The 26,679-nt window shown below is 31.6% G+C and carries 28 protein-coding genes, 1 tRNA gene and 1 pseudogene; 20 read left to right on the top strand and 10 right to left on the bottom strand.

What is annotated here, in order from left to right:
* Nucleotides 1-162: 162 nt before the first annotated feature.
* The 4 genes and pseudogenes from ACX0KU_RS03270 to ACX0KU_RS03255 all read left to right on the top strand — a co-directional run.
* Nucleotides 163-2,151, top strand: a complete 1,989-nt coding sequence (locus ACX0KU_RS03270) for a methyl-accepting chemotaxis protein (protein ID WP_472991481.1) — start codon at nucleotides 163-165, stop codon at nucleotides 2,149-2,151.
* A 97-nt stretch (nucleotides 2,152-2,248) separates the two neighbouring features.
* The gene (locus ACX0KU_RS03265) at nucleotides 2,249-2,740 is read left to right on the top strand and encodes a GNAT family N-acetyltransferase (RefSeq protein WP_472991480.1); all 492 of its coding nucleotides are present in this window, start codon (nucleotides 2,249-2,251) and stop codon (nucleotides 2,738-2,740) included.
* Between the two features lie 156 nt (nucleotides 2,741-2,896).
* Nucleotides 2,897-3,259: a hypothetical protein gene (locus tag ACX0KU_RS03260; protein ID WP_472991479.1), complete on the top strand. Its 363-nt coding sequence runs from the start codon at nucleotides 2,897-2,899 to the stop codon at nucleotides 3,257-3,259.
* Nucleotides 3,237-3,587, top strand: a pseudogene (locus tag ACX0KU_RS03255) (response regulator); the annotation flags it as partial. The gene ACX0KU_RS03260 and the pseudogene ACX0KU_RS03255, both read left to right, overlap by 23 nt.
* Before the next feature lie 84 nt (nucleotides 3,588-3,671).
* On the opposite strand, the gene ACX0KU_RS03250 reads toward ACX0KU_RS03255, so the two are convergent.
* Nucleotides 3,672-3,747: transfer RNA gene (locus ACX0KU_RS03250), tRNA-Met, on the bottom strand.
* 353 nt (nucleotides 3,748-4,100) lie between these two features.
* On the opposite strand from ACX0KU_RS03250, the gene thiS reads away from it, so the two are divergent.
* From thiS to ACX0KU_RS03185, 13 genes are all read left to right on the top strand, one after another.
* Nucleotides 4,101-4,316 (top strand): sulfur carrier protein ThiS, encoded by a 216-nt coding sequence (thiS, locus tag ACX0KU_RS03245; RefSeq protein WP_472991478.1) that lies wholly within the window; start codon nucleotides 4,101-4,103, stop codon nucleotides 4,314-4,316.
* A complete protein-coding gene (locus tag ACX0KU_RS03240) occupies nucleotides 4,306-5,133 on the top strand; it encodes a HesA/MoeB/ThiF family protein (RefSeq protein ID WP_472991477.1) in 828 nt (275 codons plus the stop codon). Before thiS ends, ACX0KU_RS03240 begins: the two co-directional genes overlap by 11 nt.
* A gap of 5 nt (nucleotides 5,134-5,138) precedes the next feature.
* Nucleotides 5,139-5,546, top strand: a complete 408-nt coding sequence (locus ACX0KU_RS03235; protein ID WP_472991476.1) for a M67 family metallopeptidase — start codon at nucleotides 5,139-5,141, stop codon at nucleotides 5,544-5,546.
* 45 nt (nucleotides 5,547-5,591) lie between these two features.
* Entirely contained in the window at nucleotides 5,592-7,910 is a 2,319-nt protein-coding gene (locus tag ACX0KU_RS03230; protein WP_472991475.1) for a sulfurtransferase TusA family protein, read from the top strand.
* A gap of 59 nt (nucleotides 7,911-7,969) precedes the next feature.
* The gene (locus ACX0KU_RS03225; protein WP_472991474.1) at nucleotides 7,970-9,199 is read left to right on the top strand and encodes an O-acetylhomoserine aminocarboxypropyltransferase/cysteine synthase family protein; all 1,230 of its coding nucleotides are present in this window, start codon (nucleotides 7,970-7,972) and stop codon (nucleotides 9,197-9,199) included.
* 45 nt (nucleotides 9,200-9,244) lie between these two features.
* Nucleotides 9,245-9,811 (top strand): adenylyl-sulfate kinase, encoded by a 567-nt coding sequence (gene cysC, locus ACX0KU_RS03220; protein WP_472992399.1) that lies wholly within the window; start codon nucleotides 9,245-9,247, stop codon nucleotides 9,809-9,811.
* Between the two features lie 20 nt (nucleotides 9,812-9,831).
* Nucleotides 9,832-11,520, top strand: coding sequence for an adenylyl-sulfate reductase subunit alpha (locus tag ACX0KU_RS03215; RefSeq protein ID WP_472991473.1), 1,689 nt, complete (start codon nucleotides 9,832-9,834; stop codon nucleotides 11,518-11,520).
* Nucleotides 11,504-11,818 carry a 4Fe-4S dicluster domain-containing protein gene (locus ACX0KU_RS03210; RefSeq protein ID WP_472991472.1) on the top strand — a complete coding sequence of 105 codons (315 nt, stop codon included), beginning with the start codon at nucleotides 11,504-11,506 and terminating at the stop codon, nucleotides 11,816-11,818. The genes ACX0KU_RS03215 and ACX0KU_RS03210 overlap by 17 nt, the downstream gene beginning before the upstream one ends.
* 25 nt (nucleotides 11,819-11,843) lie before the next feature.
* Nucleotides 11,844-12,683 carry an ABC transporter ATP-binding protein gene (locus tag ACX0KU_RS03205; protein ID WP_472991471.1) on the top strand — a complete coding sequence of 280 codons (840 nt, stop codon included), beginning with the start codon at nucleotides 11,844-11,846 and terminating at the stop codon, nucleotides 12,681-12,683.
* Entirely contained in the window at nucleotides 12,649-13,362 is a 714-nt protein-coding gene (locus ACX0KU_RS03200) for an ABC transporter permease (protein WP_472991470.1), read from the top strand. The genes ACX0KU_RS03205 and ACX0KU_RS03200 overlap by 35 nt, the downstream gene beginning before the upstream one ends.
* Before the next feature lie 25 nt (nucleotides 13,363-13,387).
* Nucleotides 13,388-14,188 carry a sulfate adenylyltransferase subunit CysD gene (gene cysD / locus ACX0KU_RS03195; RefSeq protein WP_472991469.1) on the top strand — a complete coding sequence of 267 codons (801 nt, stop codon included), beginning with the start codon at nucleotides 13,388-13,390 and terminating at the stop codon, nucleotides 14,186-14,188.
* Between the two features lie 14 nt (nucleotides 14,189-14,202).
* Nucleotides 14,203-16,038: a GTP-binding protein gene (locus tag ACX0KU_RS03190; protein WP_472991468.1), complete on the top strand. Its 1,836-nt coding sequence runs from the start codon at nucleotides 14,203-14,205 to the stop codon at nucleotides 16,036-16,038.
* Nucleotides 16,039-16,226: 188 nt separating this feature from the next.
* A complete protein-coding gene (locus tag ACX0KU_RS03185; protein WP_472991467.1) occupies nucleotides 16,227-17,927 on the top strand; it encodes a glycoside hydrolase family protein in 1,701 nt (566 codons plus the stop codon).
* Nucleotides 17,928-18,003: 76 nt separating this feature from the next.
* Here the strand turns inward: ACX0KU_RS03185 and ACX0KU_RS03180 are convergent, their stop codons facing one another.
* The gene (locus ACX0KU_RS03180) at nucleotides 18,004-18,528 is read right to left on the bottom strand and encodes a hypothetical protein (RefSeq protein ID WP_472991466.1); all 525 of its coding nucleotides are present in this window, start codon (nucleotides 18,526-18,528) and stop codon (nucleotides 18,004-18,006) included.
* Between the two features lie 441 nt (nucleotides 18,529-18,969).
* Between ACX0KU_RS03180 and ACX0KU_RS03175 the strand changes: the two genes are divergently transcribed.
* The 3 genes from ACX0KU_RS03175 to ACX0KU_RS03165 all read left to right on the top strand — a co-directional run bounded on the left by ACX0KU_RS03175 (nucleotide 18,970) and on the right by ACX0KU_RS03165 (nucleotide 20,994).
* Nucleotides 18,970-19,101 (top strand): hypothetical protein, encoded by a 132-nt coding sequence (locus ACX0KU_RS03175; RefSeq protein ID WP_472991465.1) that lies wholly within the window; start codon nucleotides 18,970-18,972, stop codon nucleotides 19,099-19,101.
* 30 nt (nucleotides 19,102-19,131) lie between these two features.
* The gene (locus ACX0KU_RS03170; RefSeq protein ID WP_472991464.1) at nucleotides 19,132-20,622 is read left to right on the top strand and encodes a sensor domain-containing diguanylate cyclase; all 1,491 of its coding nucleotides are present in this window, start codon (nucleotides 19,132-19,134) and stop codon (nucleotides 20,620-20,622) included.
* A gap of 90 nt (nucleotides 20,623-20,712) precedes the next feature.
* Nucleotides 20,713-20,994, top strand: a complete 282-nt coding sequence (locus ACX0KU_RS03165; RefSeq protein ID WP_472991463.1) for a transposase domain-containing protein — start codon at nucleotides 20,713-20,715, stop codon at nucleotides 20,992-20,994.
* A gap of 134 nt (nucleotides 20,995-21,128) precedes the next feature.
* Here ACX0KU_RS03165 and ACX0KU_RS03160 read toward each other — a convergent pair whose 3' ends face one another.
* The 8 genes from ACX0KU_RS03160 to ACX0KU_RS03125 all read right to left on the bottom strand — a co-directional run bounded on the left by ACX0KU_RS03160 (nucleotide 21,129) and on the right by ACX0KU_RS03125 (nucleotide 26,496).
* The gene (locus tag ACX0KU_RS03160; protein WP_472991462.1) at nucleotides 21,129-21,431 is read right to left on the bottom strand and encodes a hypothetical protein; all 303 of its coding nucleotides are present in this window, start codon (nucleotides 21,429-21,431) and stop codon (nucleotides 21,129-21,131) included.
* 121 nt (nucleotides 21,432-21,552) lie between these two features.
* Complete coding sequence (locus tag ACX0KU_RS03155; protein ID WP_472991461.1) at nucleotides 21,553-22,446, bottom strand: RHS repeat-associated core domain-containing protein; 894 nt, start codon at nucleotides 22,444-22,446, stop codon at nucleotides 21,553-21,555.
* A gap of 200 nt (nucleotides 22,447-22,646) precedes the next feature.
* Nucleotides 22,647-22,988 carry a hypothetical protein gene (locus tag ACX0KU_RS03150; RefSeq protein WP_472991460.1) on the bottom strand — a complete coding sequence of 114 codons (342 nt, stop codon included), beginning with the start codon at nucleotides 22,986-22,988 and terminating at the stop codon, nucleotides 22,647-22,649.
* 19 nt (nucleotides 22,989-23,007) lie between these two features.
* The gene (locus ACX0KU_RS03145; RefSeq protein ID WP_472991459.1) at nucleotides 23,008-23,592 is read right to left on the bottom strand and encodes a hypothetical protein; all 585 of its coding nucleotides are present in this window, start codon (nucleotides 23,590-23,592) and stop codon (nucleotides 23,008-23,010) included.
* A 57-nt stretch (nucleotides 23,593-23,649) separates the two neighbouring features.
* Nucleotides 23,650-23,973, bottom strand: a complete 324-nt coding sequence (locus tag ACX0KU_RS03140) for an RHS repeat-associated core domain-containing protein (protein ID WP_472991458.1) — start codon at nucleotides 23,971-23,973, stop codon at nucleotides 23,650-23,652.
* Nucleotides 23,974-24,316: 343 nt separating this feature from the next.
* A complete protein-coding gene (locus tag ACX0KU_RS03135) occupies nucleotides 24,317-24,757 on the bottom strand; it encodes a hypothetical protein (protein ID WP_472991457.1) in 441 nt (146 codons plus the stop codon).
* 396 nt (nucleotides 24,758-25,153) lie between these two features.
* Complete coding sequence (locus ACX0KU_RS03130) at nucleotides 25,154-25,633, bottom strand: hypothetical protein (protein WP_472991456.1); 480 nt, start codon at nucleotides 25,631-25,633, stop codon at nucleotides 25,154-25,156.
* Nucleotides 25,634-25,653: 20 nt separating this feature from the next.
* On the bottom strand, nucleotides 25,654-26,496 hold the full coding sequence (locus tag ACX0KU_RS03125) for an RHS repeat-associated core domain-containing protein (RefSeq protein WP_472991455.1): 843 nt from the start codon (nucleotides 26,494-26,496) through the stop codon (nucleotides 25,654-25,656).
* Nucleotides 26,497-26,679: the final 183 nt, after the last annotated feature.

The following is a 26,679-nucleotide window of genomic DNA, read 5'->3' as shown; positions in this document are numbered from 1 at the left end:
AAAAATCGTAGTTTATTGCATTGTAAAAAAGATTAGTGTAATATGGTATATAATAGAATTTATACATGAAAATAGATAAATCATGTAAAAAACTTTTAATATATAGTCTTTTAAGTAGAGCATAAAAATATAAATTTAAATAACTAGAGTGGGGTATTAACAATGAAAAGTATTAAATCAAAACTTATTATTTATTTTTCTATCTTAATTTTAGTATCATCTATTGCTTTAGGAGGGATTTCCTTAGAAAGGTCTAGTAAAATCCTTACTGCAGAAGCAGAAAAATCTCTTGCTTCTCTAGCTGTTGAAGCATCAAAATTAGCTGCAAGTCGAATCGAAACACAAGAAAAAACCTTACAAATGATAGCAAGTAGAATAGATATCCAAGGTATGGATTGGAAAGTGCAACAACCTATATTACAAAGACAATTAAAAGCAACGAACTTTCTTGACCTTGCAGTAGTAAAATTAGACGGTACTGCCTATTACTCGAATGGGACAACCGCTAAACTAGGAGATAGAGAGTACATAAAAAAAGCATTAAAAGGGGAGACTAATGTATCAGATTTATTAATTAGCAAAGTAACAAAGGAACTTGTTTTAATGTATGTTACTCCTATTGAACGAGATGGTAAAGTGGTTGGAGCTTTAGTAGGGCGTAGAGATGGAATGGCTTTAAGCAATGTTGTAGATAATACTGGCTTTGGTACTGAGGGATACGGCTATATGATTAACACTAGTGGAATAGTTGTTGGACATCCAGATAGAAATAAGGTATTAAATGGATTTAATCCAATAGAGGAATCAAAGAAAGATGAAAGCTTAAAATCCTTAGCTACATTATTTGAAAAGATATTAGCAGAAAAAACTGGAGTCAATACTTATTCTTTTAACGACAATGATTTAGATGCAGCATATGCACCGATTGAAGGTACTGAATGGATATTTGTTATTACTGCTAATAAAAAAGAAGTATTAGCTGCTCTGCCTGCATTACAGAAAGCTATTATATTAGTTCTGGTTATAACTTTAGTAGTAAGTATTGTTATTGCATATATAATTGGTAATTCAATTGCAACACCAATTATTAAAACAATAGAACATTCTGCTAAAATTGCTAATTTAGATATTACAGAAGATGTTTCAGAGAGCTTTTTAGAAAAGAAAGATGAAATTGGATCTTTATCTAGAGCCTTACAAAGTATAACTATTAGTCTAAGAGAGATTATTAAAGATATTAGTAGTTCTTCATCACAAGTATCTGCTGCATCAGAAGAATTAACAGCTACTGCACAACAGTCAGCTGCTGCTGCAGAAGATGTATCAAAAACAATTGAGAGCATATCAGCAAGTGCATCATCACAAGCACGAAATACAGAAGAAGGCTCCTCAAAGGCTATTTTACTAGGAGGAACTATTGAAAAAGATCAAGGATATGTAAAAGATTTGAATATTGCTTCAAGCAAGGTTACAGATGTTGTTAATGAAGGAATAGATGAAATGGATAATCTATATAAAATAACGGAAGAAAGTAATGATGCTACAAAGGAAATTTATGAAGTTATATTAAAAACAAATTATAGTTCGAATAAAATTGGACAAGCAAGTGATGTAATTGCATCTATAGCTGAGCAGACTAATTTATTGGCATTAAATGCAGCAATAGAGGCAGCAAGAGCAGGAGAAGCAGGAAAAGGATTTGCAGTGGTAGCAGAAGAAATTAGAAAACTTGCAGAGCAATCCTCAATATCCACAAAGGATATTAATGAAGTGGTAAGTGAATTACAAAGTAATGCTCAAGATGCTGTAAGGACAATGGAAAGATTATCTTCAATATCTAAAGAGCAAACAGACAGTGTAATTAATAGTAAGGATAAATATGTGTTAATTTCAGAAGCAATGAAGGAATCAGAAAAAGCTGTTAGGAAGTTGAATGTTTCAGGACAAGAGATGGAACATATAAAAGATGAAATATTAGATATACTAGAAAAACTTGCGGCAATCGCAGAAGAAAATGCCGCTGCAACGGAGGAAACAACATCCTCTATGGAAGAACAAACAGCTTCAATAGAAGATATTGCAGGTTCTAGTGAGGCACTATCAGACTTAGCACAGAACCTACAAACAATCATTATGAGGTTTAAAATTTAATTGTTTAGATTGAGTAAAAATATATAATTTAACAAATGGGCTGGGGAGTATTTAAACTCTCCAGCCCATTAAAAATAAATATTGAGAGGGCATATAAATGATTAGAAAAGCAAGTATACATGAACAACAAGCAATAATGAATTTAATAAAAAAAGTAGTTATTGATATGGAGTCAAAAAACATTCATCAATGGGATGATATTTATCCAAATGCTAAGGTTATTAATAGTGATTTAAATAAGGATACTCTCTATATTTATGAAGATAAAGGGGTTATTAAAGGGATTACTGTTTTAAATGAACATCAAGATAAGGAGTATGAGAACTTAGACTGGGAATTTAATTCAGGAAAACAATTGATTGTACATAGACTATGTATTGACCCAGAATCTCAAGGGAAGGGAATTGCAAAAGCTATAATGAATTATACTGAACTTTACGGAAAAGAGATGGGGTATGAGGCTATAAGATTAGATACATTTGTTGAAAACGAACCGGCATGTAATCTTTACGAGAGGCTTGGATATAAAACAGTAGGAACAGTAAAGTTTAGGAAAGGAAGTTTTTATTGTTTTGAGAAAAAGCTATAATTAGTCATCGAATAAAAACTAAAAAAGAAAATTAGATTAAATTTAAGAAGCATCCTGTATAGGGTGCTTTTTATAGTTATTACATAAATATTAATTAATTTCTATTTTTATATTAAATACTACATAAAACGAGTAATTTCTGAAAATTTTATAAAGGTGGAACTAGAGAAAATAAAAAATGGAGACGAAGTTGATGGAGATGCCTCCACAATAATTAAAGAGATAAAAAACTTTCTAGAACTTTTAAAAGAAAAAAACTCCTTAGAGCAGGAAAGTGAAGTTTATGAAGACGTAAAACAACAATTTTATATATCTCAAAATAAAGCTGAAGTTGATATAGAAAAGAATGCTTTTAAGGCAGTAATTCATTTTTTAGAAGGCTGTGAAATGGAGAATATACGAGCATTTACTATTCTTCATAATCTAAAGGAATTAACAGAGGATTTTAATTCTATTCCAGAAGATATAATTAACGATGATGATAGCGTTGAGATAATTAGAAGAGTATGGAGAGTGTGATTTAGTTGTAGACGGAATGGAAGCATTAGACGCGTACTTAATGGCTGTTAAAGAGGAAAAACCCTATGACCTTATATGCTTAGATATAATGATGCCAAAAGTGGATGGGGTAAAAGTATTAAAAGCAATAAGAGATTTCGAAAAACAAAAAGGACTTTTGCCTAAAGAAAGAGTGAAAGTTATTATGACTACTGCTCTAGGAGAGACTGAATATGTTTATAGAGCTTTTGAAATTGGATGTGAAGCATATGCTGCAAAGCCTATTGATACTACTAAATTTGTAGAAGTATTAAAGAAACTGGATATAATATCAGATAAGATATCCTAATTAAATGTCATATTTATTATAGAAGTTAAAAATTAAATAGAATATAGAAAAACACTCTAATTATAATAATTAGAGTGTTTTTTATGGTTGCGGGAGCAGGATTTGAACCTACGACCTTCGGGTTATGAGCCCGACGAGCTGCCAGCTGCTCCATCCCGCGATATTGTAATAACTGAAGTAGTTATTTACTTAAGCTATGTTCTAAGTATATTATAAGTAACTATATAAGTCAAGGTAAATTTATAATAATAAATAAAGTTTTTGGATTTACATATAGTTTTACTCCAGCTGAAGATTAGAGAGGTCAGTCACAAGATAAAATTTAAATGATGGAATTATAGATAAATATATTATTATAATCCTAGAAAATTATATTGACATCTCTTATAGTAAGTGGTAACTTATATATAACTTAAAATTAATTACGAAAAGCCTATAGAAATACTAGGTTATTAAAATATATTATAAAGGATTACTATAATTTAAATCAATTACTAATTGGGGGTAAGAAAAATGAAATTAAGAGTAAATGGAGAATTAAAAGATATTAAAGACAACATAACAGTAACGGAGATATTAGAAGTAGAAAAAGTTGAAGCTCCTGATATGGTTTCAGTTCAATTAAATGGAGAGTTTGTAGATAGAGAGAAATTTTCAGATACTATATTAAAGGAAAATGATGAAATAGATTTCTTATACTTTATGGGAGGTGGAAGTATTGGATTTTAAAGAAGAACAAATAGAAAGATACTCAAGACATATTATTCTGTCAGAGGTTGGAGTAGAGGGGCAAGAAAAACTATTAAATTCAAAGGTTTTGATTATAGGAACAGGTGGACTTGGTGCACCAGCAGCTATGTACCTAGCAGCAGCAGGAATTGGAACAATAGGTCTGGTTGATGGGGATGTAGTAGACCTTTCAAATCTACAAAGACAAATTATACATCAAACAAAAGATGTTGGTAAGCTTAAAGTTGAATCAGGAAGGGAAACTATAAATGATTTAAATCCAGATGTAAAAGTTATAACTTATAATGAGTTTGCAACTTCTGAAAATATTTTAAAGATTATAGAAGATCAAGATTACGATTTTATAATAGATGGAACAGATAATTTTTCAGCTAAGTTTTTAATCAACGATGCCTGTGTACTTGCAAAGAAACCTTTTTCACATGCAGGAATAATAAGATTCCAAGGACAACTTACTACTTATATTCCAGATAATAATACACCTTGCTACAGATGTATATTCCAATCACCACCACCAAGTGGAGTTGTACCAACTTGTAGAGAAGCTGGAGTTTTAGGAGTTATGGGAGGAGTTATAGGAACTCTTCAAGCAACAGAAGCTATAAAGTACATTTTAGGACTTGGAAAAACTCTAGCAGGATATCTTTTAACTTATGATGCCATTACTATGCAATTTAGAAAAATTAAAATTGGCCATAGTAAAAAGTGTGGGGTATGTGGAGAGAATCCAAGTATTGATAGCTTAATAGATTATGAGAAGCCTTCCTGTGACTTGAAAGGCAATATGCAGGGGTGATCAATATGATTTATATACTAAAGAGTGAATATGAAAAGATAGTAGAACAGGGAAAAAGAGAATTTCCTCTAGAATGTTGTGGCTATCTTGCAGGAGTTAAAGAAGGGGAAAATGTTTTTATAAAAGAAGCAATTTCCTTAAGAAATATAGATGAGAGCAGTGAACATTTCTCTATGGATGCAAAAGAACAATTTAATGCTATTAGAGAAATAAGAAGTAAAGAAATGGTATTGATAGGTAACTATCATTCACATCCATATACACCTTCAAGACCATCGGAGGAAGATAAAAGATTAGCCTTTGATCCAAATGCGGTATATGGAATTCTATCCTTAGAAAAGGAAGAGCCAGTCTTTAAACTTTTTGAAATACGTAAGGATAATGTAAAAATACTCGAATATCAAATTATGTAAAGTAAGTTTCAAATTTAGTGGAAGCTGGATATGGGGTGAATTGGGATGATTGAAATATTAAAAGAACATTTTGATGCAGTAGAAGAGTTTAAAAATAAAGCAGAACAATATAAAAAAGGTGAATTAGATTCTGTTAGATTTAAAGCATTTAGAGTTTCTATGGGAATATATGAACAAAGAGCAAAAGAAACATATATGACAAGACCTAGAATTCCAGGAGGAGTTATAACTAAGGAACAGCTTGAGACTATAAGCGCCTTATCAAAAAAATATGCTAATGGAAAAATGCATATTACTTCACGTCAAGGTATACAGTTCCAAAATGTAGAGAGCCTAGATGAAGTATATGAAATAATGAGTAGTCTTATAAATGTAGGTATAACAACAAAAGGAACAGGTGGTAACACAGTTAGAAATGTAGAGTGTTCTCCACTAAGTGGAGTATCTAAAGATGATGTATTTGATGTAACCCCTTATGTTAAGGCAGTTACAGATTATTTGATAAAAGATTCTTCAACTATGAATCTTCCAAGAAAGTACAAACTAGCTTTTTCTAATAGCCCAGAGGATACTGGAAATGCTAGTATATCTGATTTAGGTTTTATAGCAAAAGTAAATAGTGATGGAAAAAGAGGATTTGTAGTCTATGGAGGCGGAGGCTTTGGAGGAAATCCAAGAGTATCAATAAAGCTTTCAGATTTTATTGATGCTAAAGATGTTCTCTACTATGCACAAGCTATGAAGGAAGTCTTTGAAAAAGAAGGAGACAGAAGTAACAAGCATAAGGCTAGGATAAGATATATAGTTGGAAGACTTGGAGAAGAAAAGTTTATTCAGCTATTTAATAAACAGCTTGAAAAAGTAAGAAAAGAGAAGAACCTAGACCTTAATATAGAAATCACTGAGAAAGCTCATGAGGATAGCGTGGGAAATTCATCAGTAGATAATGAATATAAGAATGTTTTATTTAGTCAAAAGAAATTAGGGTATTATTCAGTTTATATACATCCTGAAGGTGGAAATCTTCATGCAAAAGATTTAGATAAGGTATTAAACTTTTTAAGTACCTTAGGATATGAAACATCAATAAGAATTTCAAACACTCAGGGCTTCTTTGTACGTGATTTAAAAGAAGAGGATGCAGTTAAGTTATTAGATATAATAAAAGAATTTTCATCAACATCAGATATTGATAACTCACTAGCTTGTGCAGGAGCATCTACTTGTCAACTAGGACTTTGTTTATCACAAAACTTCCTTAGTGCTATAAGAGAGGCATTTAAGAATGAAGAGAAGAGTATAAAAAATTCACTTCCAAGAATATTTATATCTGGTTGCCCGAATTCTTGTGGTCAACATCAGAAGGGTAGAATAGGTTTAAGTGGAAGAGCTAAGAGATCAAGTGATGGTCTTGTACCAGCTTATTCTGTTTCTTTTGGAGGAAAGGTTTCAGAAGATGGAGCTAAAATAGGAGAAGATTTTGGAGATGTTCCAGCTAAGAAAATACCGAAGTTTCTTATTGAACTTGCAGCATTAAAGGTTCAATCTGGAGTAGAAGATTTTAATGAGTTCTTAAGTGGAAATGTTGATGCTATAAAAGGATTAATTTCAAAGTATTCTACAATAGAGGATATTAATGAAAATCCTGATCTTTATAATGATTTTGGATCATGTAATAGATTCTCATTAGAAGGTCGTGGAGCAGGGGAATGTAGTACTGGAGTATTTGATATTATAAAGCTTGATTTATCAAATGCAAGAAATTCTTTTGAAAGATTTAAAAACTCTAAAGCATCTGGGGAATTATATGATGCAGCATTATCAGCTTCAAGAGCACTGCTTATTCTTAAAGGAATACAAGTAAATAAAGATAGAGAGATATTTAAGGAATTTATTAAAAATTTTGTTGATGTTGGTTATCTGAAAATAGAGGTAAAAGAGCTTATAGATACATTAATAGATTATAAACTTGGGGATGTAAAAGATATATCAAATAAGGAATTAGATGTTGAATATGTTATTGAGAAAGTAAAAGCAATGTATGAATCACTAAACGGAAAGCTTGAGATAACTATTCCAAAAGAGGGTAGTATAGAAATAGATCTAAACTCTTCTACAGAAGAAACATCTAATATTAAGGATTATGAAGTGATAGACTTTAGAGGAGTTCAATGTCCGATTAATTTTGTAAAAGTTAAAATTGAACTATCAAAGATTAAATCTGGAGAAAAAAGAGGTTTTTATCTAGATGATGGAGAGCCTATTCAAAATGTTCCAAAGAGTGTAGAAGGGGAAGGTCATAAGGTAGTATCTACAGATACTAATTACACAGGATATAACCTACTAGTAGTTGAAAAAAAATAGACTAAGTTATAGAGAGTTATAAGGGTGTATATTTCTAATATTTAAATTGGGGTGGGGCTATGAAATTTAACACTAAACTTATTCATGGAAATTTTAAAATAGATGAAACAGGGGCTAGTAATAGTCCCATATACCTTTCAAATGCATACTCCCATAATTCGGCAAAGAAGCTTGAAGGTATATTTAAGGGAAATAGTATGGGTTATGCATATACAAGAATATCTAATCCAACTATTGCGACCTTTGAAAGAAGAATGGCAAGCATAGAAGGAGGCCTAGTTGCTACAGCAACAGCCTCTGGAATGAGTGCGGTATACCTTGCTATAGTAAATATATTAGAAACTGGGGATGAAATAATAGCCTCAACAAGTTTATTTGGAGGGTCTTATAACCTAATAAATAACCTAAAGAGTTTTGGAATAGTTATAAAGTTTATAGATGAATTAAGCGAAGCTAATATAAATGCGGTAGTAACTGATAAGACAAAGATTTTATTTACTGAAACAATAGGAAATCCAAAGCTTAATATATTAGATATAGAAGAAGTATCTAGAGTTTGCAAGGAAAACAATATTATTTTTATAGTTGATTCAACAGTGACTACTCCTTATCTTATAAGACCATTAGAGTATGGAGCTGATGTAGTAATACATTCAACCTCTAAGTATATAAATGGTACAGCAAATGCCCTTGGTGGAGTAATTATAGATGGTGGTAGTGAAAAATATAAACACAGCAAATTTAATAATTTTACTGAGTACGCAAAGAAGTATGGAAAAATGGCATTTACAGCTAAGTTAAAGGCTGAAATTGGGAAAGATATAGGAGCAGCCTTATCACCCTTTAATGCTTTTTTAAATCTTACAGGAGTTGAAACCTTATCTCTAAGAGTAAAAGAACACTGTAGGAATGCTATAGAAGTAGCTGAATGTTTAAAGGCAAGTGATAAAGTAGTTTCAGTAAATTATCCAGCTTTAAAGGATTCAAAGAATTATGAACTAGTTAAAAAGTATTATAAGGACGGAGTAGGTGGAATTCTAACTTTTCGTCTTGGAAGCAAAGAACAAGCATTTAAATTTATTGATAGCCTAAAGTTAATTTTAAATACACCAAATATAGGAGATACAAAAACTCTAATTATACACCCAGCCTCTACAATATGTGCAAGTAATACAGAAGAAGAGAAGATAGCAATGGGAGTTTACGATGATTTACTAAGAATCTCAGTAGGTATAGAAGACATTGAAGACATATTATTTGATATAAAAAATGCTCTAGAGGCGTTATGAGGTGATTCGGTGGAAACAAAAGCAACTAATATAGTATGGCATGATATGAATGTAAAAAGACAAGATAGAGAAAAACTTCTAAAACAAAGAGGCATTGTTTTGTGGTTTACCGGTCTTTCTGGCTCAGGTAAGTCCACAGTAGCATCTTTACTTGAAAAAAGGTTGCATAGTATGGGAAAGCTAACATACTTGCTAGATGGGGATAATGTACGGCATGGATTAAATTCAGATCTTGGTTTTTCAGAAGAAGATAGAATAGAAAATATAAGAAGAATATCAGAACTTTCGAGACTATTCGTGGATGCTGGGATTATAACTATTACAACATTTATTTCACCCTTTATAAATGATAGGGAAAGAGTAAAGAAGCTTTTAGGTGAGGATTTTATAGAAGTCTATATAGATTGTCCTTTAGAGATTTGTGAAAAAAGAGATCCTAAGGGAATATACAAAAGGGCAAGACAAGGGGAGATAAAGAATTTTACAGGAATAGATTCTCCTTATGAAAAGCCTATCAGTCCAGAAATAACAGTATCAACTCACTTAAATAGTATAGATGAATGTGTGGATTCTATCATAGATTATCTTAATACTAATAAATTCAATGGATAAGTGAAGGGTGGGGAGATAAGATGCAATTAAAGACTGAGATTTTAAAGACAGATATTTTAATAATAGGCGGGGGAGCAGCTGGATGTTTTGCAGCACTAACTGCCGCTAAAGATTCAAAAATAAAGGTAACTATAGCAGAAAAAGCAGATATTAAAAGAAGTGGGTGCCTTGCTGCAGGAGTTAATGCACTTAATGCTTATATAGCTGAAGGAGAAACCCCAGAATCTTTTGTAGATTATGTAAGTGAAGAATTCAATGGAGTTATAAGAGAAGATTTAGTTTATACCATAGCTAAAAAACTAAATGAGGTAACTAAAAAAATTGAAGATAAAGGACTTACAATCTTAAAAGATGATGAAGGAAAATATGTAACAAGAGGAAAACGAAGCATAAAGATAAATGGAGAGAATATAAAACCAATCTTAGCTAATGCTTTAGATGAGTATGAAAATATAGATGTTATAAATAGAGTTAATATAATAGATTATATTACTAAAGATGATAAGGTAATAGGTGCTTATGGATTTTCAGTAAGAGAAGAAAAATTTTATGTGATATACTCAAAGGCTGTGATTTGCACTACAGGAGGAGCCGCAGGAATATACAAACCTAATAATCCTACCTTCTCAAGACACAAGATGTGGTATAGTCCTTTTAATACTGGTGCAGGTTATGCCATGGGAATAAGGGCTGGAGCAGAAATGACCACCTTTGAAATGAGATTCATAGCTCTAAGATGTAAAGATACAATAGCTCCAACAGGAACAATTGCTCAAGGAGTAAAAACTCCACAAGTAAATAGCTTTGGAGAATTATATGTTAAGAAGTATGGGAAACCAACAACAATAAATAGATTATACTCTACTGTAATAGAAAACTTAGAGGGTAAAGGGCCATGTTATCTTAAAACTGAAGGCATAAGTGAAGAGCAGGAGATGGAATTATTAAAGGCATATTTGAACATGGCACCAGCACAAACCTTAAAGTGGATAGAAAATAACACCTCTCCTTCTACTGAAAATGTAGAAATTGAAGGCACTGAACCTTATATTGTTGGAGGACATACAGCTAGTGGCTATTGGATAGATACATGCAGAAGAACTACTCTAAAAGGATTATATGCAGCTGGAGATGTAGCGGGAGGAAGTCCAAAGAAGTATGTAACTGGATGTTTTGCAGAAGGAGAAATAGCTGCAGAAGATTCCTTAAAGTATATAGAAAACCTAGAATTAGAAACAATTAGTGAGAATGAGATTAAAGAAAAACTAGAAGAAGTAAATAAGTTTTTCGAAAACACAAATTCTACCTACACAATTGATCAAGTTGAGGAAGCAATGCAAAAGATTATGGATGAATATTGTGGTGGGATATCTCAGAATTATAAATACACAGAAAGAAAGCTTCACATAGCGAAAAAACGAATTGATGAATTAATAGAAATATCTAAGAAACTTAGAGCAGAAAATCCACATGAGCTTCTATTTATTTATGAATTAATTGATAGATTATATGTAGCTAAGGTTCTTATAATACACCTACTGTCTAGAACTGAAACTAGATGGGAATGTTATCAGCAAAATACCGACTATCCCGATAGGAAAGATAATAAATGGTTTAAGTATGTAAATTCTGTTTATGAAGATGGAGTTGTAAAAGTTATATTAAGGGACATAGTGGAAAGGAATGAAGTCTATGAGCATAAAAATTGATAAATTAAAGTGCGTAGGATGCAAAAAATGCATAGAAGCCTGTCCTGGAAACTTAATATACAAAGATGAAGCTGGAAAGGCTTATATAAGATATGAGAAAGATTGTTGGGGATGCACAGCTTGTCTCAAAGAATGTAAATTTGCAGCTATTAAATATTATTTAGGTGCAGATATAGGAGGGAATGGAGCATTCCTATATGTAGATGAAAAAAGTGATGATTTAGATTGGCATATTGTAGATAAGACTGGCACAGAGACCGTTATAAAGACAAATAGAAAAGAGTCAAATAAGTACTAATTTTAGTAAGAGGTGGGGATTTAGCTTGGGGTTAAGTATTGAAGGTGTATATAAAACCTATAAAACAAATAATAAGGAATTACAAACCCTTAGGAATATAAATCTAACTGTTAAAGATGGAGAATTTATATGCGTTTTGGGTCCCTCAGGTTGCGGAAAGTCTACACTTTTAAATGCGGTTGCTGGATTCGAAAAGCCTACAGAAGGTAGAATACTTCTTGATGGAAAAGAGATAAATAGTCCAGGTCCTGATAGAGCAGTGGTATTCCAAGAACATGCACTTTATCCATGGCTTAACGTTATAGATAATGTAGAATTCGGCATGAAGGTAGCAGGGATTCCTAAAAGTGAGAGACGAGAAAGAGCCTTAAAGTATCTAGATATGATGCATCTTATGAATTTTAAAGAATCTCTTGTACACCAGCTATCAGGGGGTATGAAGCAAAGAGTAGCTATAGCAAGAGCTCTTAGTTTAGATTCAAATATACTGCTTATGGATGAACCTTTTTCAGCATTAGACAGCCAGACTAGGACCTTGCTGCAAGCTGAGGTGCAAAGAATATGGTGGAGAACAAAGAAGACTGTATTTTTTATTACTCACAGTGTTGAAGAAGCTGTACTTTTAGCAGATAGAGTTGTAGTTATGTCAACAAATCCAGGTTGTATCAAAAAAGAGTTTAATATACAACTTCCAAGACCGAGAAAAATAGGGGACATAGATGTAACCTATACAGTTTCTAGGATTATGAAGGAACTAGAAGAGGAGGTGGAGAAGGTTGCAAAAGCTGAATACGATAAAGACTGGAGCATTAAGAGTAATGATCTTTTATATGATGACGATAGCGGTATGGGAATTGGCTTATAGATTTGCAGGGTTTCCTTCTCTACTGATTGTAGTTGAAGAAATTAGAAGGCTTTCAGGAAATAACACTCTAGGAGTAGCTATTTTTATAAGCTTAAAAAGACTTATAATTGGATATTTTATATCTCTTTCAATAGGTTTTCCACTAGGTATAGTTATGACAAAATTTAAGTATTCTGGAAGGAGCTTAAGCAAGATAATAGGGGCACTTCAGACAATGCCTAATGTATGCTGGGTTCCCTTTGCAATACTTTGGTATGGGACAAATGAAAAAGCAATATTATTTGTTATTGTAATTGGTTCGGTATTTGCTATCTCTATGGCAACAGAATCGGGAATTAAGAACCTGAATCCAACTCATTTAAGAGTAGCTAGTATGTCAGGGGCAAGAGGATATATGCTTTATAGAACAGTAATAATTCCTGCTGCATTACCTGTAATCATATCAGGTTTAAAACAAGGATGGGCATTCGCTTGGAGAGGACTTATAGCAGGAGAAATGATAGGTTCTTCTATGAATGGATTAGGGCAGATTTTAGGAGAAGGAAGAAAGGCTAGTAATATAAACCAAATAGTTGCAGTAATGCTTGTTATTATATTATTAGGATTATTATTTGATAACTTTGTCTTTGATAAAATACAAGAAACAGTAAATAGAAAATTTGGGTTAACTGAAAACTAAGTATTAATTTATGGAGGGAAAAATTATGGATCATTTGGATAGATTAGAAGCAGAGAGTATTTTTATTTTAAGAGAAGCATACAAAAATTTTGGGAAGCTTGGAATGCTTTGGTCAATTGGGAAGGACTCTAATGTAATGTTATGGCTTGCGCAAAAGGCCTTTTTCGGTAACTGTCCATTTCCACTTATACATGTAGATACAACTTTTAAAATGCCAGAAATGATTGAGTTTAGAGATAAAATCGCAAAACAGTACAATTTTAACTTGATAATTAATACAAATACACAAGCTCTTGAAGAAGGCATGGGACCTGAGCATGGAAGACTTGTATGCTGCAAAGCCCTAAAGACAGAGGGATTAAATCAAATAATTAGAGAACATGAATTTGAAGGACTTATTGCAGGAATAAGAAGAGATGAAGAAGGCTCTAGATCAAAAGAAAGAGTATTTAGTGAAAGAAATGCAGATTCAGAGTGGGATTATGCAGATCAGCCACCAGAGCTTTGGAATCAATTTAAAACAGATTTTAAGAAAGGTAACCATATAAGAGTACATCCTATTATAAACTGGAGAGAAATAGACGTTTGGGAGTATATCAGAAGAGAAAATATCCCAGTAGTTGATCTATATTTTGCAAAGAACGGAAAGAGATACAGAAGTCTTGGATGTGCTCCATGCACAAATCCAGTAGATTCTAATGCATCTACTTTAGATGAGATAATTGAAGAACTTAAGGCTTCTAAGGAAACTGAAAGATCAGGAAGAGCTCAAGATCAAGAAGATGCTCATGCACTAGAAAAGCTTAGAAAAGAAGGTTATATGTAATGGGGGTAGGAGATATGGATAATGCTAGAGAGAAACTTAATATAGTTGTTGTAGGACACGTAGACCATGGAAAATCAACTCTTATAGGTAGACTATTATTTGATACAAACTCTCTTCCAGAGGGTGCTATAGATAAGGTGAAGAGAATATCAGGGGAAAAAGGTAAATCTTTTGAATATGCATATCTTTTAGATGCTTTTGAAGAAGAGCAAAAACAAGGTATAACAATAGATATAACTATGATACAATTCTTCACTAAGCTAAGAGACTACGTTATAATAGATGCTCCAGGTCATAAAGAGTTTTTAAAGAACATGATATCAGGAGCTGCTAGTGCAGAGGCAGCGTTTTTAGTAATAGATGCAGAAGAAGGAATTCAAGAGCAATCAAAAAGACACGGATACATTCTTTCACTTTTAGGAATAAAGAAAGTATATGTTGTTGTAAATAAGATGGATTTAGTAGATTACTCTGAAGAAAGATTCAATGAAATACAAGATCAATTTAATGAGTTTTTAAACAATCTAAACATATACCCAGAAAAGTATATACCTATATCAGCATTCCATGGAGAGAATATTACTTCTAAATCTTCAAAAATGCCTTGGTATAAGGGTTATACAATTCTTGAGAACATGGATAAGATTGAAAAAGATAAAGGTATAGAAGAAAAAGCACTTAGATTACCAATTCAAGATGTGTATAAGTTTGATAACAGAAGGATAGTAGCAGGAAGAATTGAATCAGGTACTCTAAAGGTGGGAGATGAAGTAGCTATATATCCAAGCGGTAAAACTACAAGAGTAAAATCTATTGAGTACTGGCAAGAAAAAGATAAAAAAGATACGGTTTCAGCTGGTATGTCTGTAGGAATAACTGTAGAAGATGAATTCTTTAATAAAAGAGGAGAAGTAATCTGCCACAAGAACAACGATATTATAACATCCAATATATTTAATGCAAATGTATTTTGGCTTGGAAAAAATGATTTACTTCCTGGCAAAAAATATAAGTTGAAAATATCAACTCAAGAAACTGAGTTTGAAGTAATAAGCATAAATAAAGTAATAGATGCAGCAACTCTTAAAACTAGTGAAACTTCAAATGCTATAAAGAAAAATGATGTAGCAGAAGTTACTATTAAAACAAAAGTACCTGTATGCTTTGATGAGTTTAGCAACATACAAGCTATGGGAAGGTTTGTAATTATAGATGACTATAATACAAGTGGTGGAGGAATAATTTCTGGAACAGAGGATTCCTTAAAGAGAGAAGTTGGAGAAGTAAAAAGTAAAAATATCTCTATTAGAAAAAGACTTGTATCAAGAAAAGATAGAGAAGAAAAACTAGGACAAAAAGGTAAAGTAATATGGCTTACTGGAGTACCAGGATGCGGAAAGAATGAAATTGCAGTAAAGCTTGAGAAGAAGCTTTTTGAACTAGGAAAGAAAGTATACTATCTAGATTCTGCTCACCTGAGATTTGGATTAAGCTCAGACTTATCATTTACTACAGCTGATGCACATGAACAAACAAGAAGAATTGCTGAAGTAGCAAACTTATTTGCAGATAGTGGAGAAATAGTAATAGTAACATCTGTAAGTAGATTTAAGGAAGATAGAGAATATGCAAGAAGTGTAATAGGAAAAGGAAACTTTGTAGAAATCTTTGTAGACGCACCTAGTGATATATGCAAATTAAGAAATCCTAATGCCTTTAATGAAGATAATGATGGTAAATTTGACTATGAAAAGTCTGAGTACCCTGTAGTTTCTCTTTATATAGATGAGGCTGAGTTCAATTCAGATAAAAAGGCAGAAGGAATTGTTGACTTATTAAGTATATATTAAAATAGCATATTATTATTTAAAAACATAAAAAACTATAAGACCTATGGCTTTCACAGAAAAGCTATAGGTCTTTGTTAAATTTACACTGTAATTATAAATTAGTTCCACATAAAATAAAAGTTCAATAAATTTAGGCCTTATAAACAATAATACTTAATGTAGACTAAAATAATTTAGGAGGCCTACGTTTGAGACAAGTAAAAATATTTTTGACTTTAATATTTATGATTATATTATATTCGGGAAGTGCTTTTGGACTTAATAAGGATACTATAGAAGATAGTTTAGTAGTGTGTAGTACCAGTTTAAAGAGAATAGTAAGTAAGCCAGAGAAAAGCTATATTTATAAGAATATGAGAAATTTAATAAAAGAAGACACAAAAGGATGGGTAGTAAGAAGTTTCAGCTATGAGGATGGTACAAAGGGAGAGCTTATAGAAACAGATGGAAATGATATTTCTAGTATAAAAGTCCCTCTGAAGCTAAAGGGATACTTTAAAGTTTATATAGGGTATGCATCAGGAACAGAGAACATTACTGTAAAAAAGTATTTGGATAAAGGATATATAAAAGTCTTTAATAGCTCTAGCTATACTCCAAAGGAAAATTATGGAGAACAATATCTTTATGAAAAGTTTGCATTTATGAGTAATTTTAAAAATGAGTCACTAGTGTTAAGTACTAACTATTATGATACAACTAGAATAGCTTATATAAAGTTTGTAGGAGCTAAAGAGGAAGAAATAAAACTATATAATACTCCAAATGAAGGAGAGAAGACAAAAAGAGTTATGTACGATAGTGACGGATATTCTAGTTTTTGTGATGGAATATTTCCAAACTCTTCTGCTCTAGACTATATGTTAGTAAAACCTTTAGCTGAAAAGAACGTAGGTGTTTTAAACTGGTGTCTGGGAACTACGGGGTTTTTAAATTACAATAGTAAGTATGCAGGAAAGGCCTTCGAGAGTTTTGATAAATACCCATTACAACTCAGAAATATTGACAAAAGTGCTAAAGAGCAAGTACTTAGTATATTAAAAGAAGGTAAATCTCCATTGGAGTTTTTAGCTGGCTTTGGTGAGGAAAGAAATTTAGATGTGTTTGCTTCTTTGAGAATGAATACATTTTATCCAGAAGATAGATATGGATTTCTAAATGGAAGTATTTATAGTAGTTATAAGGATGTTAAACAAAATGATAAAAATGGTCTTAGTTATTTATATCCTAAAACTAGAGATTATATATTAAATGTACTAAAGGAAGCTTCAAGTTTTAAAAATGTGGATGGAGTTACGTTAGACTATTGCAGATACCCTGATGTTATTACATCAGAAGCAGATTTAGATACGAAAGTTAAGATAATGAATGAATTTATGAGAAAGGTAAGAAAAGAGATACCAGATAAGACTATAGCTGTAAGAATACCTTATAATAATTATATTACTTACGGATATGATCTTAAAACTTGGATAAAGGAAGGCCTGGTAGATATACTTATTCCTGCTAATGTAAACAAGGATGATTTCTTTGATATTAAACCTTTTGTAAATATGGTGAGAAAAACAAAGATTAAGCTTTATGTAGGAATTTGTGCAGATGTAAAAGGACATGATTTAACCAAAGAAGAAGAAGAACTCATTAAATCTGGTTTATATGTTCACAATAAAACATACTTAACTATAAATGAATATATGAAAAGGACAGGAGAAATATATAAAGCTGGGGGAGATGGAGTATTTCTTTTTAATACTTCCTATAGTATATATATAAATAATAATTTTCCCAAAGAAGCTGTTTTATTAGGAGATAAAATAGCTATGCTAAAGTGGTATACCTTTGAATATAACCCTAAACCTACAGCGAAAAAGATTTTTATTAGTAAATAAATCATTTAAAACAATAAAGAGAAAAACTATTAGGTTAGTGTTATGCTAACCTAATAGTTTTTTAATTTAATGAATCTTAATAGCAAACGAAGCTGTTAATTCTTCTTAAATCTAATCCAAAGTAAACCCAACCACGTCTAGGGCCCATCCATCTAAAGCCAGCTATAGATCTTCTTCCTACGAAGGTTGGAAATGCCCAGAAAGGACGTCCGTTTCTTGGCCATATATAGGTAAATCTAAATAAGCAATTCCTGATTGAACCAGGGTCGACAGCCTGAATCCCCACTCCACCAAGTATTTGAGCTTGTGATTGAGATGGAGTAAATGAAGGAGGAGGTCCTATAGGAGCGCCACTAGGTCCACCAGGACCGAATCCACCACCAGGACCGCCTGGTCCAAATCCGCCTCCTGGGCCGCCAGGACCAAATCCACCGCCTGGTCCTCCGGGGCCGAATCCGGCACCAGGTCCACCAGGACCAAATCCTCCACCAGGAAATCCAAATGGAGGTCTTCCAGGAGGTAATTGACGATCATATACTTCATCATTTAACTCGTCATCTAACTCATCATCAGGCATTTCATAAAAATCATAAGGATACAATATGATACACTCCTTTTAAGTACTAACAATACATCATATGTTTTATAGTAAATAAAAGTTAATAAATTTATCTACAATATTATAAAAAATAAAAGACCATTAAAGTAGATATAAAATCAACTTTGATGGTCTAATAAGGTATTAAATTTAAGGAAAGGAGAGGTATTTATGGATATTACCCTAAATACAAGGTTAAGTATTAGGATTAGGTCTAAAATTAATATTTGCAAATAATATGTTATTTATACATTGATTTAATTTTTGTTATAAGTTAAAATCACTGACAAGATTTTTGAAAAACATAATTTTATGTGAAAAATAGGCGCTAAACCTTTGACGCTTACTTGAATAAAATATTCTAAAGGTGAATTAAAACAATATAAATAATTTAGCTACTAAACATAGAAATTAAAACTAATACAAGAACATTTGAGTATAGCAATGTATACAATTGTTCATGAAATAACTATACAAGAGTCATTTCACAAAGAGGAGATAGTTAGAAATGTTACATTTACAGAAGCCAGTGAGTGTATTAATCAGACTATTACCTATGCCAAAAGTATGTTATAATTTAGTTTATTTGATAGGGTGGTTAAAATTATGGAATCATTAATAAATAAAGCTAGGAGTAAATTAAGTATATTTAATATGAATTATAATAAAGAGAAATTTGGGGAAATAAGTTGCTTTTTTGCTCTGAGGAGATTAAGGATAATATCTATTTTTCTTTTAATTATGGCTATTCCGTATTTCTATATAGATTTAGTATCTCTGAAAGGGGTTAATGATACTATTTTTAGATTATCCCTAGTAGCAGTTCACATAACATTTACTGTCATGTCTATAGGGTTTTTTATAATTTATCCAAAGATTATAAATGATAAGGAAAAGATTAAACTCTCAAAAATTATTATAAGATTTTATGTTTTTATATACTTATTTGGAGGAGCTGTAACTTCTATAAATAGTCAGAGACTAACAGGTAATATTGATGCATATATAGTTGATCTTCTTATTATTGCAGTAGTTTTTCCAATAGAACCTGTATTTATGTTTTTTTCTTTTATTTTAAATCATATATTTTTTATAATAGGACTGGCATTAATAAATAGAGGTTCTTATTTAGTAGTATCGAAACAAATAAATTCAACTACCATGTTAGTAGCAGCAGTAGTATTTTGTTATTCTCTCTATAGAAGTAGAGTAAAAGACTTTATAAATAAATCCAAGTTATGTGAGAGTGAAAGCAATTTCAGGAAATTGTTTGATGTAAATCCATCACCGATGATTATTAGTCGTTTTCACGATGGTAAAATTGTTGCAACTAGTGATAGAGCACATGTATTTTTTGGGTATTCAAAAGAAGAATTTAAAAATATTTATGCAAATGAATTGTATGTAGATAAAGCTGATAGAATTTTAATGCTTAATAAGCTGAATAACTTTATGAGAGTAGAAGACTATATTGTTGAACAGAAATCTAGTTCTGGAGATAAAAAGTGGGTAATTGCAAACTATGAAATTGTTGAATATATGGGAGAGAAGTGCATATTAACTAACGTTACAGATATAACAGAACTTAAAAAAATGGAGAAGGAGTTATTAACACATGCTTCTATAGATATACTTACAGGAGTTTTAAATAGAAGAAAAGGAATAGAGTATCTTAGCAGAATTCTTGACTTGAAGGAATCAAACAAAATATCATCAATATGTTTTATTGATATTGATGGATTAAAGTATGTAAATGATCATTATGGTCATAATGAGGGAGATTATCTAATTAATACAGTTTGTAAAGTTATTAAAGACACTATAGACACAAAAGATATAATTTTTAGGTTTGGAGGAGATGAATTTATTATAGTATTTCCTGAAAAGTCTGAAATAGAAGCTGAAAAAATATGGATAAAAATTGAAAATAAATTTAATGAAATAAATGATTTAAAGTTAAAACCTTATAGTATTAAAACAAGTCATGGATTAATTGAATTTAGTAGCAACACAAATCTATCTATTGATGAGCTATTAGGTTTAGCTGATAAAAAAATGTATATTGAAAAAAAACAGCATAAAAATAGTTCTAGGTGAACTGTGTGATAAGTATATATGTAAGCGTAAAAAATTAAGTACCTAGATAATATGTCCTCTCATTAATAAAATCAAAACAAAAGATTATTGATGAGGGGACAATTAAAAGAACTTAGAGAAAATTATTCAGGTGATGAAAATTATTATGATATTAGATTTAAAATAAGAGCTGAGAAACTAGCTCCGCTTATAGATAACTTTATTGACTATGTTGAAACAGCAAAAGCTAATAAACTTGTTGTAGAAAGGTACTTAGTTTATCTATTTAATAATCTATCAAATATAGAGATATCTGACAGCGAAAGCTTAGATAATCTTATGCCTTGGTCTAATAAAATTCCTGAAAGTATGAAAATTAAAGATATGAAATAAATTAATCCTAGTAAAGCATAATTTTTAGCCTTACTAGGATATTTTAATACATTTAATACTACAAAAATAGGCGCTAAAACTTTGACGCTTACGATTAAGCTACTTTTATAGTTAGTTGTATTGTAATATTTTTATTATTCTATTTGATATTCGTATGCGACAACTATAAGTGAGGCTTCATCTTCCTCATCTGTATTTGCAAATACAAACTTTCGACATGGTGCAATGTCTTTCATTTCACATATTGCATATAAAATCATCCCTACTGGTCTTTCTTCAATAACTTGCTGTACGTTTGAAAATTTAACACTAATAATTTCTTTTTCTTGACTTTTAAGCAATACTGTAACATCATTGCCACTACTAATTATCTCTTCTACTTTACTATCATGTACTTTGTAATTTCCAACATATCCAATAAAATCACTACTTTGCATTGTATCATCTCCTAATATTTAAATAAGTTAACTTTTACAACTTAAGAAGCTAAGTAATAAATTATCAATAACCAAATTATAGTACTATGAACTCATTATACTTTAATCAAAACAATATCTTTTAGAATATAGGTGGTATAGGGTTACCAGGTGAAAAACGAGGATGTGAATATCCTGGGCCATCTACATGATAATGTTCCTGAGTATGGAAATCAGGTGCACCAACATCATATGGATGCTTTTCATGAGTCACTACATTACCAGTTGGCAACTTCCATTTGGTTTTGTCTATCCCCGGAGTCAATGGACCATCTGGAACTTTCACACCAGGAACGCCTAAAATATCGTCTAGCTCCTGAGATTTAGTAGGAAATTTCGCTGGTTTGGCTGTTGGTTGAGTCACTGGTCGCGACTTAGATTTCGTCTTAGTCCCTCCAGATGAACTATGCGAACTACTTGATGCTACTCCATGTGTAGATTTGTAATATCTATAACCTACATAGCCTGCAAAACCTACTGCTGCTGTCGCTATAACAACAGTAGAAGATACTACTACTGCAGATACAACTGCACTTGTAAACATCGTAAGTGTATACCATTTTCCAGTTGGGTCATAGCGATTAATGGGATTATTAGCACAATAAGCAAATACATTATGTGATAATAATTCTCCTAGTTTTCCTGACTCAGTATCCGCATTAACGAATCTTCCCCACTCCGGATTGTAATACCTGCTTTGAAGATAATATAGCCCAGTCTCCGTATCATATCTATATTCTCGATATCTATAAGGATTCTTTTCTCCTACACTGTCTTTCATCGTACCACTTATAGATACTAATTTACCCCAGCTATCATAAACATAGCTTACAACCTGAGTGCCATCTTTATCATGTAGCCCTATTATATCCCCTTGAACATTCCTTATATACCAATATTCTAAACCATTAAGGTTCATAGATACAAGGTCACTTGAAGCATCATAGGTGTAATATATCTTATCAGTACTGCTCAATTTGTCTGATAGCTTTCAGCTTTTATACTCATCTATATATTTGTAAAAAGAAAGCTCACAACAATATTTAATGTAAATATCGTTGTGAACTCTAAATTGTGTTCACAACCCCCGGGGATGTTGCAACACAAAGTTGAACTTGCTACTTCTGAGATATTTGATAGATATTTATATTGAGATTTAAAGTGATTATTTCGTTTTTATCTCCCTGTTATAAATTCATATACTATTCCATCTATAATAGCTAGTACACATATAACATATATACCGTAGTACGTAACATTATAATATATATACATAGTGTATTCGTATGTTAATATATCTAATAATTTATTTATAATTACAAAAAATAATAGTCCCCAATTTAATACTTGCCATAAAAAAGCTATTATTGATACTGGCTTATTTTTTATAATAAATAAACACCTTATCATAAACTGATTTTCAATATATTTATTTGAATGTTCACCCCATGAAAAAATTAATCCTATTGTCCATGACATGGAAAATATTTTAAGTATTTCAAATAATTCTACCTGCATTTATATACCTCTCTTTGAATTACATAATTTGTATAACATCACCTAAATATTGATTTTTAGATTTATCTGTATAAAATTTGCTAGAAATGTTACTTCTAAAGTTGTCATCTCTCGCCATATTAGCAATTGCGGTAATCCCAGATTTAGCTGTAGCTTTATGCAGTTCTTTTATTACTATTTTTTTACTTTCCTTTGTTAATTCTGTATAAGCATATTTTGTTGTAGGAAACATAACATTTTTAGTTACTTGATACTGAGCTCCTCTTCCTCCAATGAAACCTGATGCACCTCCAATTACAGCATCTTTTCCTACACTAGAAATAGTACTTTTTTTGTTATCAATTGCATTATTTAATATTCCCGAACCTGCGTTAATTAAAGCATTTCCAGTTATTGCTCCAAAATAACCAACTCCTGAAGCCATCAACACTCCACCTAATGCTCCAGCAACAGCGGCTACCCCTATTTTAGCTATACTTTTCATTGTAAATTTCTCTTTTGAAACTACTTGTCTCATAACCTCAGCCGCTACTCCAATACCCATTCCAATTAAAGCTCCAGCAGCAAGTAATGGTATTCCCCAATAACCACTTGGGTCACTCATATTCACTGGATTATTAATGCAGTAAGCAAATGCATTATGTGATAATAGCTTTCCTACTTATCCTCCTAATGCATCCGCATTAATAAACCTTCCCCACTCAGGGTTATAATATCTTGAATTCAAGTAATATAACTGCGTCTCAGTATCATACCTATACCCTCGATAACGATAAGGATTTTTAACTCCTACAGTGCTAGCTAATGAACCAGTTATCCCTGATGTAGGTAAAATATTTCCACTTTCGTCTTTCACTTCTGGAGATGGCTTCCCCCAAGAATCATAGGTATAACTTACAACCTGAGTTCCCGCTTTGTCAATTAAACCAATAATATCCCCTTGAGCATTCCTTATATACCAATACTCTACCCCATTAAGGTTCATAGATACAAGGTCACTTGAAGCATCATAAGTGTAATATATCTTATCAGTACCATTATCTTCAAATGTTACCTTGCCTGATGACTACCCACTCTAATACTCTCATTTTTTCTAAATAGGGAGTAAAGAGTGGGTACGTCCCTAGATAACGATTTCTAAGCTTCAGATAAAACCCTATCTGAAGCCAAGAACTCTGTTTATCTCCTACAAGACGATACTTTGTTGTTACTCCATCTACTTTCTTTTCAGTTCTTATTCCATCTACATTATACTTGAAGCTTATGTTTTTTCCATTTCCACTTAAGTTTAAGGAAGCTCTGAAACTTTCATTTCAGAGCTAAGCGATTCACACCAAATCATATATTTGGGTTCTCTGCTTATGTCTTCCTTGCTCCCATGTAAATGTGTAGTTATCATAAGTTATAGGTTTTCCATTGTAATCTGTAAGCTTATCTTTCCAATTAGAGTCTTCATATTTATAGTTAGTGTATATTCTGTCTGTGGTTCCGTATATGATGTCTAGCTTTTGTGTTAGATTTCCACCAGCATCATAGCTATAGATTACAGTTTTATTAAGAACTTGATTATCTTCTTGTATTAGCTGATTTAATGCATCGTAGTAGTATATTATTTGATTATTACCTTCTGTTATTGTTTTTATATTTCCATTAGGGTCATAAGTGTAGGCTATCTTCTTTGAGTTATCATCTATTTCTTTTATCCTTGTTGTTGTAGTGTTTGCAGTAGCTCCAGCTTCAAAGCTGTATTTTGTTGTGAAATTAACCAATTCGCCTACGGCTATTTTTCCTACTATAAAAAGTTTATATGAAACTTATATATTGCTTTGAAAGTTTTCATATACAACACAATTACCTTTAAACAAATTTTATAAGCACTGACCGCAACTCCTACGGGTGGTGATTTTATCACCTTTCAAGTGGTTATTCATAATCAATAAAAAGAAAGTTCATAGCAACATATGATATACATATTGCCATGAACTTTAAATTGTACTTATAGATATATTATACTACTCTTTATTTTTCTCTATTAAGATCTGATACCTTAGCACTATTCCCTAAAAATCTTCCTCCGAGGTGCTCCAAAGTAACTGGAAATCGGCTCCTTGCTTCCTTAGCTTCATGGCTATGAATTGTGTTTGCGAAAAAAGTTGACCTTGCTACTAATACATCTTGTACTTTACAATAAAATCCAAATAAGAGAGATTCACGAAATCTTTAAGTATATCCTTATCCTCCTCCCACCATGTATCAGCTATATAAACTTCTGATTCCATACAATTCCATGGAACGATTCTATTTTTATCAACAATATAATCTTCTGAAATACGGGAAACATATATGTGGTTAGTTATTCTTACTACCATATCTTCTCTTATTTTGTATCCCACTTTAAACATTTCATTTTCAATTCCACTGCTTAATACTTCAAGATACCTACTATATATGTATGATTTTTGTAAAGTTTCATCAATAATATCTTCGTTATAAATATTATTTATAAGATTCGTAATGCCATACCTCTGAGTAAATTCTGTTAATTCTTTGAAATTATTTTCTTCCTTTAAGTTTTCTATCCTAATTGGCAATTCTGAAGACTTATATATTTTGTTCCTTAGTATTACTCTTGAAATTTCACTCATTTTTACCACCTTCCTTTTGTTTAATCCCAAGTTATGTGTACTCTAAATGTACTACTTTTACTATATATATTTATATGATCTATTCGATTTGCACTTCCATTTATAGGATGAGAATCAAAATGCCATCCTTGACTACTTCTCGATTGTGCAACTTCTTGTTTAAAATCTGGAAACTTCTTTTTTACGAAGTCTACCGCTTGCTCTTTTGATTTGAAATTAACATCTTTTCCCTCTAGTACTTTTGATTTATACTGATTAAGCTGCTGAGGGTTTAAATTATCTTTATTAGTGTTTTTATTAGTCTTTTTATTATTTTTCTTAGGTGTTTTCTTCCCACCATCTTTACTAGTACCAACTTTGTCTTGAACTGCTGCGATTTTATCAACATGTGGAGTTATTGCCGTAACTGCTTGTGAAATTGCAGGTGCTTGAGTCATAACAAACACACTTACTATTGCAATTATATCTATTGCAAAAATAGCCATTGGTATAAACCATGCCAAATATCCACTTGGGTCATGCATATTAACTGGATTATTATTGCAATACATAAACATGTTATGGCTTAGTAGTTCACCTGTAACTCCAACTAATCCATCTGCATTAATAAACCTTCCCCACTCAGCATTATAATACCTGCTTTGAAGATAGTATAACCCAGTCTCTGTATCATATCTATAGCCTCTATATCTATAAGGATTCTTAACTCCTACACTGTCTTTCATAGTACCAGTTATAGATACTAATTTACCCCAACTATCATAAACATAGCTTACAACCTGCACACCATCTTTATCGTGTAGTCCTATTATATCCCCTTGAGCATTCCTTATATACCAATATTCTACACTATTAAGGTTCATAGATAGAAGATTACTTGAAGCATCATAAGTGTAATATATCTTATCAGTACAACTTTCAAAAATAAATATTAAGGGAATAATTAAATTTACAGTAAAATGGTTAATTAATTAACATAACAAGGAACCTATAACACTATAATCATGTACTGTGACATAGTAGCTATTACGGCATATATTACTCCT

Source organism: Clostridium sp. X, from assembly GCF_055755365.1.
Note: the sequence above shows the minus strand (reverse complement) of the source record. Positions and strands in the feature narration are given on the sequence as shown.

Coding starts and splice junctions, on each gene's coding strand:
- ACX0KU_RS03235 (WP_472991476.1), top strand. CDS start 5,139: ATGATTTATATACTAAAGAGTGAATATGAAAAGATAGTAGAACAGGGA.
- ACX0KU_RS03215 (WP_472991473.1), top strand. CDS start 9,832: ATGCAATTAAAGACTGAGATTTTAAAGACAGATATTTTAATAATAGGC.
- thiS (WP_472991478.1), top strand. CDS start 4,101: ATGAAATTAAGAGTAAATGGAGAATTAAAAGATATTAAAGACAACATA.
- ACX0KU_RS03190 (WP_472991468.1), top strand. CDS start 14,203: ATGGATAATGCTAGAGAGAAACTTAATATAGTTGTTGTAGGACACGTA.
- ACX0KU_RS03145 (WP_472991459.1), bottom strand. CDS start 23,592: ATGAGTGACCCAAGTGGTTATTGGGGAATACCATTACTTGCTGCTGGA.
- ACX0KU_RS03130 (WP_472991456.1), bottom strand. CDS start 25,633: ATGAGTGAAATTTCAAGAGTAATACTAAGGAACAAAATATATAAGTCT.
- ACX0KU_RS03170 (WP_472991464.1), top strand. CDS start 19,132: ATGGAATCATTAATAAATAAAGCTAGGAGTAAATTAAGTATATTTAAT.
- ACX0KU_RS03165 (WP_472991463.1), top strand. CDS start 20,713: ATGAGGGGACAATTAAAAGAACTTAGAGAAAATTATTCAGGTGATGAA.
- cysC (WP_472992399.1), top strand. CDS start 9,245: ATGAATGTAAAAAGACAAGATAGAGAAAAACTTCTAAAACAAAGAGGC.
- ACX0KU_RS03210 (WP_472991472.1), top strand. CDS start 11,504: ATGAGCATAAAAATTGATAAATTAAAGTGCGTAGGATGCAAAAAATGC.
- ACX0KU_RS03200 (WP_472991470.1), top strand. CDS start 12,649: ATGATGACGATAGCGGTATGGGAATTGGCTTATAGATTTGCAGGGTTT.
- ACX0KU_RS03175 (WP_472991465.1), top strand. CDS start 18,970: ATGTATACAATTGTTCATGAAATAACTATACAAGAGTCATTTCACAAA.
- ACX0KU_RS03150 (WP_472991460.1), bottom strand. CDS start 22,988: ATGCAGGTAGAATTATTTGAAATACTTAAAATATTTTCCATGTCATGG.
- ACX0KU_RS03160 (WP_472991462.1), bottom strand. CDS start 21,431: ATGCAAAGTAGTGATTTTATTGGATATGTTGGAAATTACAAAGTACAT.
- ACX0KU_RS03140 (WP_472991458.1), bottom strand. CDS start 23,973: ATGAACCTTAATGGGGTAGAGTATTGGTATATAAGGAATGCTCAAGGG.
- ACX0KU_RS03125 (WP_472991455.1), bottom strand. CDS start 26,496: ATGAACCTTAATAGTGTAGAATATTGGTATATAAGGAATGCTCAAGGG.
- ACX0KU_RS03225 (WP_472991474.1), top strand. CDS start 7,970: ATGAAATTTAACACTAAACTTATTCATGGAAATTTTAAAATAGATGAA.
- ACX0KU_RS03270 (WP_472991481.1), top strand. CDS start 163: ATGAAAAGTATTAAATCAAAACTTATTATTTATTTTTCTATCTTAATT.
- cysD (WP_472991469.1), top strand. CDS start 13,388: ATGGATCATTTGGATAGATTAGAAGCAGAGAGTATTTTTATTTTAAGA.
- ACX0KU_RS03230 (WP_472991475.1), top strand. CDS start 5,592: ATGATTGAAATATTAAAAGAACATTTTGATGCAGTAGAAGAGTTTAAA.
- ACX0KU_RS03265 (WP_472991480.1), top strand. CDS start 2,249: ATGATTAGAAAAGCAAGTATACATGAACAACAAGCAATAATGAATTTA.